At 71.3% G+C, this 13261-nt stretch carries 12 protein-coding genes and 1 pseudogene; 12 read left to right on the top strand and 1 reads right to left on the bottom strand.

The window, feature by feature from the left end:
* Window positions 1–49: 49 nt before the first annotated feature.
* Window positions 50–814 (bottom strand): FCD domain-containing protein, encoded by a 765-nt coding sequence (locus AB0B89_RS09275; RefSeq protein WP_358550315.1) that lies wholly within the window; start codon window positions 812–814, stop codon window positions 50–52.
* An 88-nt stretch (window positions 815–902) separates the two neighbouring features.
* On the opposite strand from AB0B89_RS09275, the gene AB0B89_RS09280 reads away from it, so the two are divergent.
* From AB0B89_RS09280 to AB0B89_RS09335, 12 genes and pseudogenes are all read left to right on the top strand, one after another.
* On the top strand, window positions 903–1679 hold the full coding sequence (locus AB0B89_RS09280) for a (Fe-S)-binding protein (protein WP_358550317.1): 777 nt from the start codon (window positions 903–905) through the stop codon (window positions 1677–1679).
* Between the two features lie 19 nt (window positions 1680–1698).
* A complete protein-coding gene (locus tag AB0B89_RS09285; protein ID WP_358550319.1) occupies window positions 1699–3114 on the top strand; it encodes a lactate utilization protein B in 1416 nt (471 codons plus the stop codon).
* Entirely contained in the window at window positions 3111–3776 is a 666-nt protein-coding gene (locus AB0B89_RS09290) for a lactate utilization protein C (RefSeq protein ID WP_358550321.1), read from the top strand. The genes AB0B89_RS09285 and AB0B89_RS09290 overlap by 4 nt, the downstream gene beginning before the upstream one ends.
* Before the next feature lie 15 nt (window positions 3777–3791).
* Entirely contained in the window at window positions 3792–3965 is a 174-nt protein-coding gene (locus AB0B89_RS09295) for a transcriptional regulator (protein ID WP_358550338.1), read from the top strand.
* Window positions 3958–4881 (top strand): ATP-binding cassette domain-containing protein, encoded by a 924-nt coding sequence (locus AB0B89_RS09300; protein ID WP_358550323.1) that lies wholly within the window; start codon window positions 3958–3960, stop codon window positions 4879–4881. Before AB0B89_RS09295 ends, AB0B89_RS09300 begins: the two co-directional genes overlap by 8 nt.
* The gene (locus AB0B89_RS09305) at window positions 4878–6050 is read left to right on the top strand and encodes an ABC transporter permease (RefSeq protein WP_358550325.1); all 1173 of its coding nucleotides are present in this window, start codon (window positions 4878–4880) and stop codon (window positions 6048–6050) included. Before AB0B89_RS09300 ends, AB0B89_RS09305 begins: the two co-directional genes overlap by 4 nt.
* Window positions 6051–6244: 194 nt before the next feature.
* Window positions 6245–7333 (top strand): GNAT family N-acetyltransferase, encoded by a 1089-nt coding sequence (locus AB0B89_RS09310; protein ID WP_358550327.1) that lies wholly within the window; start codon window positions 6245–6247, stop codon window positions 7331–7333.
* A gap of 173 nt (window positions 7334–7506) precedes the next feature.
* Window positions 7507–8697 (top strand): sirohydrochlorin chelatase, encoded by a 1191-nt coding sequence (locus AB0B89_RS09315; RefSeq protein ID WP_358550329.1) that lies wholly within the window; start codon window positions 7507–7509, stop codon window positions 8695–8697.
* A gap of 9 nt (window positions 8698–8706) precedes the next feature.
* The gene (locus AB0B89_RS09320) at window positions 8707–9963 is read left to right on the top strand and encodes a nicotinate-nucleotide--dimethylbenzimidazole phosphoribosyltransferase (protein ID WP_358550340.1); all 1257 of its coding nucleotides are present in this window, start codon (window positions 8707–8709) and stop codon (window positions 9961–9963) included.
* 126 nt (window positions 9964–10089) lie between these two features.
* On the top strand, window positions 10090–11130 hold the full coding sequence (speB, locus tag AB0B89_RS09325) for an agmatinase (protein ID WP_358550331.1): 1041 nt from the start codon (window positions 10090–10092) through the stop codon (window positions 11128–11130).
* A gap of 55 nt (window positions 11131–11185) precedes the next feature.
* Window positions 11186–12421 carry a uroporphyrinogen-III C-methyltransferase gene (gene cobA, locus AB0B89_RS09330; RefSeq protein WP_358550334.1) on the top strand — a complete coding sequence of 412 codons (1236 nt, stop codon included), beginning with the start codon at window positions 11186–11188 and terminating at the stop codon, window positions 12419–12421.
* A pseudogene (locus AB0B89_RS09335) lies at window positions 12418–13261 on the top strand (hypothetical protein); the annotation flags it as partial. The gene cobA and the pseudogene AB0B89_RS09335, both read left to right, overlap by 4 nt.

A 13261-nucleotide genomic window follows, 5' to 3' on the forward strand; every position in this document is an offset into this window, starting at 1 on the left:
GGCACGACGCCCCGCAATTAGAACACGTTCTAGCTGGGCTGGTCGAGGGTCAGAAGAGCTCGGGGTAGGCGTGGGCGAGGTGCGCCGTCACGGCGTCGATCGCGGCCGCCGCGTCGCCCGAGGTGATCGCGTCGTGGATCCGGCGGTGGTCCTCCCGCAGCACGCCGGTGTCGCCGAGGCGCTCGACGGCCTCGATGGCGTACCGGCGCATCGCGTCGCGCAGGGCGCGCATCACGGCCGCCACGAGCCGGTTGCCGGAGGCCTCGGCGATGGCCACGTGGAAGGCGATGTCGTGTTCCACGAACTCCTCGGCGGTCGCCGCCGCCTCCATGGCCCGTATGGCCTCCGCCATCGCGCCGGGTCGAGCCTCCGCCACCGCGTCAGGTCGAAGCTCCGTGGTCGCGCCGGGTCGAGCCGCCGCCATCGCGTCAATCCGGGCCTGTGTGGTCGCGCCGCGTGCGGCGTGCTCGGCGGACCAGCGTTCGATCATCAGGCGGGTGTCGATGACCTCGCGCAGCGACAGGCTTGACAGGCCGAGGCTGAGGCGCAGCAGGTCGGTGAGCGCGCTGTCGGGGCGGGAGGTGAGGATCGCACCCGCGTCGGGACCCCGCCCGGCCTGCGACGACACCACGCCCAGCGTTTCGAGCACGCGAAGCGCCTCCCGCACCGAGGCCCGGCTCACCTGGAGCTGCTCGGCGAGCTGCCGCTCGCCGGGGAGACGGTCTCCCACCCTGAGCCCGTCGTCGGCGATCCGCCGCTCGACCTGGAGGAGCACCTCCTCAAACGCGCGCGTCCGCCGCGCCCTGCCCGCCACGTGACCCTCCTTCGGCCCTGGAGTATGGTCTGACCATACTCGGCTTTCACCGGCCGGAGTGACTCGATGCACCCGAGGAAGGGGTCCGATGCGGGTCGCCCTGTTCGTCACGTGTGTCAACGACACGCTCTTCCCGGGCACGGGGAAGGCGGTCGTGACGCTGCTGCGCCGCCTCGGCTGCGAGGTGGAGTTCCCCACGGCCCAGACCTGTTGCGGTCAGATGCACGTCAACACCGGATACCGCGACGAGGGGGTGCGGCTGGCGCGGCACTTCCTGGAGGTCTTCCGCGGTTACGACGCCGTGGTGGCCCCGTCCGGCTCGTGCGCCGCGATGGTGCGCGAGCAGTATCCGAAGCTGGCGGCGGGCATGGGGGCGACGCGGGCGGGCGCCTTCGCGAGCGCCCACGGCGGGCACTCCCCGTTCGCCGAGGCCGTGGCCGAGGTGACCCCGAACGTGTACGACCTGTCGGAGTTCCTCGTGGACGTGCTCGGCGTCACCGACGTAGGCGCATATTTCCCACACCGGGTGACATATCACCCAACGTGTCACTCGCTCCGCGGGCTGCGCGTGGGCGACCGGCCCACCCGGCTGCTCCAGAGCGTACGAGGCCTGGAGCTCGCGCCCCTTCCCGGCGCGGAGGAGTGCTGCGGCTTCGGTGGCACCTTCGCGGTGAAGAACGCGGCGGTCTCGGCGGCCATGTGTGCTGACAAAGTCAGAAATATCACCTCTACTGGCGCCGAAGTGCTCTGCGCCGCCGACAACTCCTGCCTGATGCACATCGGCGGCACGCTCAGCCGTCTCCGCACCGGCGTGAGGGTCATGCACCTGGCCGAGATCCTCGCCACCACGGAGGCGGAGCAGTGACCCGCGAAGGAGAAGGACGATGACCGGCCCCGGCACCTTCCTCGGCATGCCCTCCTTCCCGGAGAACGCAGAGGAGGCCCTCCAGGACTCCCAGCTCAGGTTCAACCTCCGCAAGGCGACGCACACGATCCGCGCCAAACGGGCGTCAGTGGTCGGGGAGCTGCCCGACTGGGGGGAGCTGCGCGCGGCGGGCAGGGCGATCAAGGACGAGGCGCTGCGCAACCTCGACCACTACCTGCTCCAGGTGGAGGAGACGGTCACCGCGGCGGGCGGCCACGTCCACTGGGCGTCGGACGCCGCCGAGGCCAACGCGATCGTGACCGGACTGGTCAGGGCCACGGGCCAGACCGAGGTGGTCAAGGTCAAGTCGATGGCCACCCAGGAGATCGGCCTCAACGAGGCGCTGGCGACAGCCGGGATCACCGCCTACGAGACCGACCTCGCCGAGCTGATCGTGCAGCTCGGCGACGACTGGCCGTCCCACATCCTGGTCCCGGCGATCCACCGCAACCGCTCGGAGATCCGCGAGATCTTCCGCGAGCACATGGCCGAGTGGGGCCGTCCCGCCCCCGAGAGCTTGAGCGACGACCCGAGGGCGCTCGCCGAGGCCGCGCGCCTGCACCTGCGCGAGCGGTTCCTCTCCACCAAGGTCGGCGTCTCCGGGGCCAACTTCGTGGTCGCGGAGACCGGCACCCTGGTGGTCCTTGAGTCCGAGGGCAACGGCCGCATGTGCCTGACCCTTCCCGAGACGCTGATCAGCGTGGTCGGCATCGAGAAGGTCCTGCCCACCTGGCGCGACCTTGAGGTGTTCCTGCAACTGCTGCCGAGGAGCTCCACCGGCGAGCGGATGAACCCGTACACCTCCATGTGGACGGGCGCCACCGAGGGCCAGGAGTTCCACCTCGTGCTCCTCGACAACGGCCGCACCAAGGTGCTGGCCGACGAGATCGGGCGCCAGGCGCTGCGCTGCATCCGCTGCTCCGCCTGCCTCAACGTCTGCCCCGTGTACGAGCGCGCCGGGGGCCACGCGTACGGCTCGGTCTATCCCGGGCCGATCGGGGCCATCCTGACCCCGCAGCTTCGCGGGATGGCCTCCGAGCTCGACGCCTCGCTGCCGTACGCCTCCAGCCTGTGCGGCGCGTGCTACGACGTGTGCCCCGTCGCGATCGACATCCCCGAGGTGCTGGTCCACCTGCGCGCCAAGGCGCCGCACGGCCCGGCCGAGCGGTTCGGGCTGAAGGCCGCGGGGTGGGTGCTCGACTCGCCGGTACGGCTGGAGCGCGCCCAGCGCCTGGCGAGCCGGTTCAGAAAGCTCGTGCCGAAGAGGCGCCTGCCGGGTCCCGGTGCGGCGTGGACGGACACCAGGGACGTCCCGGCGGTGCCCGCGGAGTCGTTCCGTGACTGGTGGGACCGCACCGAGGGAGGCCACCGATGAGCCGTCCGCCTGGAACACAGGGCGCCCGTGACCTGATCCTCTCCCGGATCCGCGCGGCCGTAGCGGGCGCCCCCGAGGTCGAGGTTCCCCGCCGGTACCGGGCGGCGGGCCACGAGTCCGGGTCCCGGGAGCCGATCGTCGAGCTGTTCGCCGAGCGGGTCCGCGATTACCGGGCGATCGTCCATGTCGTGCCCGAGAGCGAGGTCGCCGCCACCCTCGCCCTGGCGCTGTCGAGCCGGGGCGCGCGGCGGGTGGTCGTCCCGGACGGACTGCCGGACGGCTGGCTGGCCGCCGCGCCCGGCCTTCAGCGGCTCCGGGACGATCCACCGCTGAGCGCCGCCGATCTCGAAGCGGCGAACGGCGTGATCACCGGCTGCGCGGCGGGCGTCGCCGAGACCGGGACGATCGTGCTCGACGCCGGCCCCGGCCAGGGACGCAGGGCGCTCACCCTCGTGCCGGACTACCACCTGTGCGTGGTGAGGGCCGGCCAGGTCGTGTCAGGCGTGCCGGAGGCGGTCGCCCGTCTCGACCCGGTACGGCCCCTGACCTGGATCAGCGGCCCCTCGGCGACCAGTGACATCGAGCTGAACCGCGTCGAGGGCGTACACGGCCCCCGCACGCTCGAAGTGATCATCACGGAGGACCTCCCGCACCTCCCGTAGGCACGCCAGGACTCCCTGCCGTCCAAGCACATGCCTACCCTCGAAGAGGCCGGTTACGTCAAGGTGCGGAAGGCCTTCGTCAGCAAGAAACCCGGCACCTGGTTCTCACTCACCCCCGAGGGCCGCGAGGCTTTCAAGGAGTACGTCTCCGTACTCGAAAAGACAATGAAGGGATCCCCCCATGCTTGAAGTGGACGGGCTCAAGAAACGGTACGGCGACACGGTCGCCCTCGACGGCGTGAGCCTCACGGTGGGCCCCGGCGAGATGTTCGGCTTCGTCGGCGCGAACGGCGCAGGCAAGACCACGACGATGCGCATCGTCATGGGCGTGCTCGGCGCCGACGGCGGCGAGGTCCGGTGGAAGGGCAGGCGGGCCGGCTTCGAGACCCGCCGCAGGTTCGGCTACATGCCCGAAGAGCGCGGGCTGTACGCCAAGATGCGCGTCGCCGAGCAGATCGAGTACTTCGGCAGGCTCGGCGGCATGGACGCGGGGGCCTCCAAGCGGTCGTCGGACGCCCTGATCGAGCGGCTCGGGCTCACCGAGCGGCGCGGCGACGACGTCGACAGCCTGTCGCTGGGCAACCAGCAGCGCGTGCAGCTCGCCGTGGCGCTCATCCACGAGCCCGAGGTGCTGGTCCTCGACGAGCCGTTCTCCGGTCTCGACCCGATCGCGGTCGACGCCCTCGCCGGGGTGCTGGCCGAGCGTACGGCCGCTGGGGTCCCGGTCGTGTTCTCCAGCCACCAGCTCGACCTGGTCGAGCGGTTGTGCGACTCGGTCGGCATCATCAAGGGCGGCCGCATGGTCGCCGGAGGCACCGTGGCGGAGTTGCGCGCACGGGAGTCGCGCAAACGCCTGCGCATCGTCGTGACCGGCGCCGAGTCCGGATGGGCCGACCGGCTGCCCGGAGAGATCATCACCAAGATCGTCCGGCCGCCCCACGGGGATCCCGCCCAGTCGGGGGCGACCGAGCGCTACGACGAGGTGATCCTGACGCCGGCCGACGACCAGGAGGCTCTGCGCGTCGCCACGAGCGCCGGCCGGGTGCAGCACTTCGGATGGCTGGAGCCCTCGCTCGCCGAGATCTTCCGTGAGGTGGTCGCGTGAACGCCGTAGCTCTGGTCGCCCGCCGCGAGATCGGCGTGCGGGGCCGCACCAAGGGATACCGCTACGGCCTGCTGGTCACGGCGGTGCTGGTGGCCGTGCTGGCCGCCCTTCCAAGGCTGCTCGGAGGGGGGTCCGACCACACCGTGGGCCTGGTGGGCACGCAGGCCGACCGGCTCCAGGCCGCGCTCACCGCGCAGGCCCCGCCGGGGGGCGACCTCACCGTCAAGGTCACCCGCTACGCCGACGAGACGGCGGCGCGCGCGGCCGTGGCGGCCGGCGACGTCGAGGCCGCGGTCGTGGGCAACGAGACGGTGATCTCCAAGACCGTGGTCGGCCAGGACCTCTCGGTGATCCTCGACACCGCCCACCGCATGGTGGCCACCGAGGAGAACCTCACCGCCGCCGGACTCGACCCCGCCAAGGTCGGGCAGGCGCAGCAGGTGCGGCCGATGAAGGAGGTGACCCTCAACGGCAGCGGCGAGGACGCGACGGTCCGGCTCGTGATCGCGATGGTCATCGTCGTCATCCTGTTCATGCTGCTGATCCAGATCTGCACCTGGGTGGCGATGGGCGTGGTGGAGGAGAAGGGCAGCAGGATCGTGGAGATCCTCCTGACCTCCGTACGGCCTTGGCAGCTCCTGGCCGGCAAGGTCATCGGCCTCGGCGTGCTCGGGCTCTCGCAGATCGTGGTGATCGCCGTGGTCGGCCTCGCGGCGGCCCAGATCAGCGGGGCGGTGCCCGACCTGCCCGACGGCACGTACGGCGTGGTGGCGAGCACGATCGTGTGGTTCCTGCTCGGCTACGCCTTCTACGCGGCGATGTTCGCGGCGATCGCCTCGCTGGTGTCCCGGCAGGAGGAGCTCAGCGGGGTCCTCACGCCCGCCACGATGCTGTTGATGGCGAGCTACCTGATCGGCTTCATCGGGGCCCGGTCCCCGGACGGGACGCTGACGCACGTGCTGTCGATCGTCCCGCCGTTCTCCTCCATGGTCATGCCGGTGAGGTCGGCCGTCGTCGACGTGCCGCTCTGGGAGACGGGCCTGGCGATGGGCCTGATGGTTCTCGCGGCGGCGGCCACGCTGTACGCGGGCGGCCTGATCTACCAGCGCGCGGTGCTGCGTACGGGCGCGCGGGTTCGGTGGCGGGAGGCGCTGAGGTCCGCCTCGTAGCCCTCGTGGGAGGAGGGTCGGCTGGGCGGTGAGTCGTCTCCCGGGGCGGCCGTGACGTGAGAAAATCGGGTCCTTGGGGGTCGGCCGAGCTTGTCCTTCCACCAAGGGCTATTCAAGTTGCGGGCAACCCCCAATGTGCGGTGAGCTGATATGTCCGTACAGGGGAGATGGAATTGACGGGTTTCGATCAGCACTTGACGATCACGACGAGGCGGCTGGTCATACGGCCCTTCGGCCCACGCGACGCCGACCGGGTCCGCGCGATCATCGAGTCCGGGGCGCGGTTCCTCCCGCCCGGCGTGCCGGGCCACGTCTCCGGCGTGGCCCAGTGGCTGTCGTACGGGGTCCATGAGCTGTGGCGATCCGGGCAGGGCATCCACCTGGCGATGGTCGCAGAGGGGGCGATCGTCGGGGCCGTCAGCCTGTTCAAGACCGTCTGGGGCGCCGCCACCGCCGAGATCGGGTACGGCGTCCACCCCGCGCACCGGGGCCGGGGCTACGCCCCAGAAGCCGTGAGCGGGCTGACCGAGTGGATGCTCACCAAGGGCGGCCTGCGACGGGTCGAGCTGCGTGCCAACCTCGACAACACCGCCTCCCTCCGGGTCGCCGAGAAAGCGGGCTTCACCCGCGAAGGCGTGCTGCGCGGCGCGGGCTTCGAGGACGACGGGCCGCACGACCTGGTCGTCTTCGGCCTGCTCTCCCGCGACATCATCATGGGGCCGCCCACCATGAACGGCCGCGGCTTCGGCACCGGCGTCCGCCTTGAGAGCGAACGCCTCATCCTGCGCCCCTTCACCGGCACCGACGCCAGGGACGTCTTCGACGCCGTCGACGGCGACCCCGAGATCCACCGCTGGATGCCCTGGGCCGAGGGGTACGACCTCCAGCGCTCGTACGACTGGTGCACCAGGTTCGCTCACAGCGACTCCGTGAACGGCCTTCAGTTCGCCATCGAGCCCAAGGCGGGAGGTCGCCTCGCAGGGTCGGCGGGCGTGCAGCGGGCCGACTGGGAGCGCGGGGACGTCGAGGTCGGCTACTGGATCTCGCCGTGGGCACGGCGCCAGGGCTTCGCCTCCGAGGCGACGCGTGCGGTGACCACGTTCCTCATGATGCGGGGCTTCCACCGCGTCACCCTGCTCGCCGCCGTCGGCAACGTCGCGAGCCAGGCCGTCGCGCGCAAGGCCGGGTTCGTCGAGGAGGGAGTGCTCCGGCGGGCACTGCCCGTGTCCGGGGGGATCTCCGACGCCGTGCTGTTCAGTTTGCTCAAGGGCGAGACGGTCTGAGGTAAGGCCGGAGGCCACACCCCCTCGCATGGCGGCCCGCCGACCCAGATCACGATGAACGGTCGGTCTTGTCTTGACCAAATGCTCCGCAAAGCGATGTCCATGGATTGACAGATTCGGATATCCTCTCGGCCCGACCAACATATCCGCAGGTCAAAGTATCGGAGATCCACATGAAGCCGCCGCTCCTTCTCATAGGGCACGGCGCCCACGATGACACCGGTGCAGCAGAGTTCGGCCGTTTCGTCCACCGGCTGCGGTGCCGACTCGACCAGTTAGTGGCGGATGTGTCAGGTGGGTTCGTCGCCAAGGGACGCCCGTCACTGAGCGACTCCGTCGCCTCCCTGGTCGCCCGGGGTCACCATCGCCTGGTGGCCATTCCCCTCACGCTCGGCGACAGCGAGGACGTCCCCGCCGCCATCGCGAGGGCGCGCGTGGCCCATCCCATCCTCACCTGCGACCGGGGCCGGGCTCTCGGCGCCTCGCCCCAGGTGCTCGCGCTGATGGCCGAGCGACTCGCCGACGCGCTCGCCGAGATGCCCCGCCTCGCGTCGGTCTCCATGACCGAAGAGCACGGCGAGGCGCCGTGGGAGCCGGTGACGCCCGCCGAGACCGCCGTCGTGCTGGTCGGCCACGGGTCATCCGACACCGGGGCGAACGCCGAGGTGCACCGGGTCTCGCGGCTGTTCTGGGAGACGCATGCCCCCGAGCTGCTGACCGTCGAGACCGCCTACGTCGCCGACGCCCCGCCGAGCGTCGCCCAGGGCATCGAGCGCTGCCGCCGCCTCGGCGCCAAGCGGGTCGTCGTACTCCCTTACCTGCTGTTCGCCGGGGGCGTGCTCGAACGCATCTGGGCCGAGGCCCTCGCCTACGCCGCCGGGCACATCGACCTCGACGTGCGCTGCGCGGAGGTGATCGGCGACTGCGAGGGGCTCGCCGACCTGATCATCGAGCGGTACGAAGAGGTGCTGGAGGCGACCGACGCCTCCCTGCGCCGGCCCGGCCCCGACGTGGCGGACTCCGAGGACGAGATCCTCGGCGCCGCCGACCTGTGGCCGCTGGAGGACGCCGAGGAGCGCGTTCTGGGCATTGCGGAACCACTGGTTTCCGGCCAGGCTGGGGACGAACTTCTCGAAAGGGTGGGCGAGCAGTTGTCTCTGGACGGTATCGGGTCCCTGGACGGGAGCGGGCAGGACGTCCGCGTCGGGTCCCTTGACGAGGGCGGGCAGGACGTCCGCGAGGGCGCTCAGGGTGTCCGCGTCGGGTCCCCGCAGGAAGGCGGTCAGGATGTCGTCCGCGTGGGCCGGCCCGCCGTGCGAATGCTCCCCCTCGACGAGGCCGCGATGGTCGACGGGCTGGTCTGACCGATGAGCATGGAGATCCTCCGGCAGACCCTAGCGGCGATCCGGCCGGCCGGCCGTCAGGCCATGGCCGACGCGCGGGCACACCAGGACCGCCTGACCAAGCCGCGTGGCGCGCTCGGCGTGCTGGAGGAGGTCGCGGTCCGCCTCGCCGGCGTCGCGGGCGCCTGCCCGCCGCCGCTTCCCACGCCCGCCGCCCTGGCCATCTTCGCCGCCGACCACGGCGTGCACGCCCAGGGGGTCAGCCCCTGGCCGCAGGAGGTCACCACCCAGATGGTGACGAACTTCCTCGCGGGCGGCGCCGTGGCCAACGCCTTCGCCGCGCAGGTCGGCACGTCGGTGACCGTGGTCGACGTCGGCGTCGCCTCCGACCTTCCCGAGGCGCCCGGGTTGCTCTCCCGCAAGGTCGCGTACGGCACGGCCGACCTGTCACGCGGCCCGGCCATGACCATCGACCAGGCCGTGGCGGCCATCGAGGTGGGCGTGTCCGTGGCCCGCGACCTGACCGGCGCCGGCGCGGCCTGCCTGATCACCGGTGACATGGGCATCGCGAACACCACCGCGTCGGCCGCTCTCATCTGCGCCTTCACGGGCGCCGACGCGGCCGGGACCACCGGCAGGGGCACCGGCGCCGACGCCGCCACCCTCAGCCGCAAGATCGAGATCGTCCGCCGCGGCCTGGAGATCAACGGTATCCCCACCACCCCGCCGACCCGGCCGGCCAAGGGCGTCCCGCCCGCCGAGCTCGGCTCGCCGCCGGGGGCCGTGGACTCCGCTGGGCAGGGTTCGCCGTCCGGTGTCGTGGTTTCCGGCGAGCGGGACGCTCCGTCCGGTGTCGTGGATTCCGGGGGGCGGGGCACTCCGTCCGGTTCCGTGGACGAGGCGCTGCGCAGGCTGGCGGCGGTGGGCGGGCTGGAGCACGCCGCGATCGCCGGGTTCGTCCTCGGCGCCGCCGCGGCAGGCGTGCCGGTCATCCTCGACGGGGTCATCGCCGGGTCGGCGGCGCTGGTCGCCGCCGCGCTGGCACCCGACGCCGTCGACTACTGCGTGGCGGGGCACCGCTCGGCCGAGCCAGGGCACGCCATCGCCCTCGACCACCTCGGCCTCCGCCCCCTGGTCGACCTGGAGCTCCGGCTCGGCGAGGGTACGGGGGCCCTGCTCGCGTACCCGCTGGTGAGCGCGGCCGTACGTGTCATGCACGACGTGGCGACCTTCGACTCCGCAGGGGTAACCGACAAGGACGCCCAGACCACCCTCGACGCCATCTAGCACCTCCCGAAACCGGGTGCCGGGCGTCTCTCCGGGGCATGTGGGTCGACGATCACTTGTGCGGTGCATCATTCATGAAATGGGGTTAAATGGTGACATTCCGCTACGGAGCATGATTGGATCCTGATGCGCTACGGCCCCATGTTCGGTCCCGACATCACCTTCCTCGGTGTGGAGCGCTGCGACCTGGGCGATCCGGCCAGCTTCGCGGGAGCGGACGTCGTGATCGTCGGAGCCCCCTTCGACGGGGGCACCAGCAACAGGCCGGGCGCGCGGTTCGGCCCGATGGCCCTGCGGCAGGCCTGCTACCTGCCCCACGACGGTTCCCGGCCGAGCATGGCCCTGCGCGTGGACGCCCTGCGGGATCTCAAGGTCCTGGACGCCGGTGACGTCGAGTGCTACTCCGGCGACATCGAAGGCTCGATCAGGAACATCGAGGAGGCCGTCTACACGATCTCCGCTTCCGGGGCGATCCCGCTCGTCCTCGGGGGCGACCACACCGTCGCGCTGCCCGACGCCCGCGGCGTGGCCCGTCACCACGGGTTCGGACGGGTGTCGATGATCCACTTCGACGCCCACGCGGACACCGGCGACATCGAGTTCGGCCACCTGTACGGGCACGGCCAGCCGATGCGGCGGCTCATCGAGTCCGAGGCGATCCGCGGGGACAGGTTCCTGCAGATCGGCCTGCGTGGCTACTGGCCGGGTCCGAAGACCCTCGGCTGGATGGCCCAGCAGGAGATGCGCTCGTACGAGATGACCGAGATCGTCGAGCGCGGCCTCACCGAATGCCTGACCGAGGCATTCGCCATCGCCACCGACGAGTGCGACGGCGTGTACCTCTCCGTCGACATCGACGTGTGCGACCCCGCTCACGCCCCGGGCACGGGCACCCCAGAGCCCGGCGGCCTGTCCGCGCGGCAGCTTCTCGACTCGGTACGGCGCATCTGTTACGAGCTGCCGGTGGTCGGTCTGGAAGTGGTCGAGGTCGCCCCGCCGTACGACCATGCGGAGATCACCGCCTACCTCGGGAACCGTGTGATCCTTGAGGCCCTGTCGGCGATCGCGCGCAAGCGCGAGGTGGAGGCGGGGGGCGAGCCGTGGGATCCGCGCAAGCCCCTTCTGGAAGGAAGGCTGGCTGCGCCTCCCACGGCGGAGGGCCTGTAGGTTTACTTCACGGACAACGGGTTTTGCCTCTTCCCGGGAAAGGGAACACCGTCCCATGTCGTCCCCCTACCTGCTCGGACTTCGGCTCAACGGCAGGCGCGTGCTCGTCGTCGGCGGCGGGCGCGTGGCCCAGCGCAGGGTGCCAACCCTGCTCGACGCGGGTGCGTCGGTCACCCTCGTGTCCCCGAGCGTGACCCCGGCCCTCGACGACCTCATCGCCGACGGCCTGATCACGTGGGAGCGCCGGCGCTACCAGGTCGGTGACTGCGACGGCTCATGGCTGGTCCAGGCGTGCACCGACAGCCGGTCCGTCAACGCGGCCATCGCCGCCGAGGCCGAGGCCAAGCGCATCTGGTGCGTACGCGCCGACGACCGCGACGCCTCCGCCGCCTGGACGCCCGCCAGCGGACGGGTCGACGAGATCAGCGTGGCCGTGACCGCCGGAGGCGACCCGCGCCGCGCGGCCGGCATCCGCGACGCCGTAGTGAGCGCCCTGCGCGACGGCACGGTCGACGCCCGCCGCAACCGCTCCAAGCCGGTCGGCGTCGCGCTGGTCGGCGGCGGCCCCGGCGACCCCGGCCTGATCACCGTACGAGGGCGGCAGCTGCTGGCCCAGGCCGACGTGGTCGTGGCCGACCGCCTCGCGCCCCGGGCGCTGCTGGACGAGCTCGCGCCCGACGTCGAGCTGATCGACGCCGCCAAGATCCCATACGGCCGCTACCTCGCCCAGGAGAAGATCAACGAGCTGCTGATCGAGCACGCGCGGCAGGGCAGGTTCGTCGTGCGGCTGAAGGGGGGCGACCCCTTCGTCTTCGGCAGGGGCGGCGAAGAGGCGCTCGCGTGCGCTCGCGCCGGCATCCCCGTCGTGGTCGTGCCCGGGGTCACGAGCGCGGTGGCCGTGCCCGCCGCGGCCGGGGTGCCGGTGACCCACCGGGGAGTCAGCCAGGAGTTCCACGTCATCTCCGTTCACGTGGCGCCGGACGATCCGAAATCAACTGTTGACTGGGCGGGACTGGCGAGATCACCGGGAACCCTGGTACTTCTGATGGCTGTTGAACGAATAGCCATGATCGCTGACACACTCATGCGAGACGGACGTTCGCCGGAAACCCCCGTGATGGTGGTACAGGACGGTACTCTTCCGACCCAGCGAGCTCTGTATGCCAGCCTCTCCACGGTGGCGGAGCGCGTGATCGCCGCTGGGACGCGGCCGCCGGCGATCGTGGTCGTCGGTGACGTCGTCAGGGTCGGCCAGGAGATCGAGATGGTTCGAGCGGAGCGGGTTCCGTGAAATCGACTGCGAAGAAGACGGAGTGCGCCGATGAGCACACCGAGCAGTCAGGTGACGCGGTGATCGAGGGGAGGGACAGCGTCCCCGAGACCCCGGAGGAGCAGACGATAACGTTCCAGGCGATCAGTGCCGGCGACGACGACCCCCGTCACGCCGGAATCCCCGCGAAGCGCGCCCCGGCCGCCTCCGGCCACAAGCCCGCCTCCACCGACGACGCGGTTACGGGTGACCGGGGCACAACCGACGCTGTTAAGGATGACCAGGGCACAAACGAGGACAACGCCGCGACCGGTGACGGGGCCGCGACCGAGGACAACGCCGCGACGGCTGGCGACGGCGCGATCATTGAAGGGCATGTCGGCGCTCGTTCGTCCGACGAGCGCGACGCGCGGTCCGGCGACGCGCGACTCGATGACGAGCGATCGGGTGGCGGGCTTGTGAACGACGCCGGGCCCGGTCCGGCCGCGTTCGATGTGTTCGCCCCGGTCAAGGCACAGGCCGCTCAGGTGACGACCGGGGACGGCGGCACGGGTGAGGCCGCCCCCGGTTGGCCCGCGTTCGACGCTTTCGCCCCGGTGAAGGCGGTGCCGGAGGCCGTCACCGCCGAGGCGCGGGACCTTTCCTCCACTCCGGGGACCGTTTCCGCCGACCCGCTTGACCTCTTACCCGCGCAGAAGGACTTCTCCGACAGTGAGGACATCTCACGCAAGACGGAAGATGCTTCCGCCGCGAAGTCCGACATCTGGGCCGTACAGCAGGACATCCCACCCGCGCCGGAGGACGTCCCACCCGCGCCGGAGGACGTCCCACCCGCGCCGGGGGACGTCTCCGCCGGCGCCG

It is taken from the genome of Sphaerisporangium sp. NPDC049002, from assembly GCF_040649355.1.
Classification (GTDB): Bacteria; Actinomycetota; Actinomycetes; order Streptosporangiales; family Streptosporangiaceae; genus Sphaerisporangium.

Coding starts and splice junctions, on each gene's coding strand:
- AB0B89_RS09280 (WP_358550317.1), top strand. CDS start 903: ATGCGGGTCGCCCTGTTCGTCACGTGTGTCAACGACACGCTCTTCCCG.
- AB0B89_RS09285 (WP_358550319.1), top strand. CDS start 1,699: ATGACCGGCCCCGGCACCTTCCTCGGCATGCCCTCCTTCCCGGAGAAC.
- AB0B89_RS09290 (WP_358550321.1), top strand. CDS start 3,111: ATGAGCCGTCCGCCTGGAACACAGGGCGCCCGTGACCTGATCCTCTCC.
- AB0B89_RS09300 (WP_358550323.1), top strand. CDS start 3,958: ATGCTTGAAGTGGACGGGCTCAAGAAACGGTACGGCGACACGGTCGCC.
- AB0B89_RS09315 (WP_358550329.1), top strand. CDS start 7,507: ATGAAGCCGCCGCTCCTTCTCATAGGGCACGGCGCCCACGATGACACC.
- AB0B89_RS09320 (WP_358550340.1), top strand. CDS start 8,707: ATGGAGATCCTCCGGCAGACCCTAGCGGCGATCCGGCCGGCCGGCCGT.
- speB (WP_358550331.1), top strand. CDS start 10,090: ATGCGCTACGGCCCCATGTTCGGTCCCGACATCACCTTCCTCGGTGTG.
- cobA (WP_358550334.1), top strand. CDS start 11,186: ATGTCGTCCCCCTACCTGCTCGGACTTCGGCTCAACGGCAGGCGCGTG.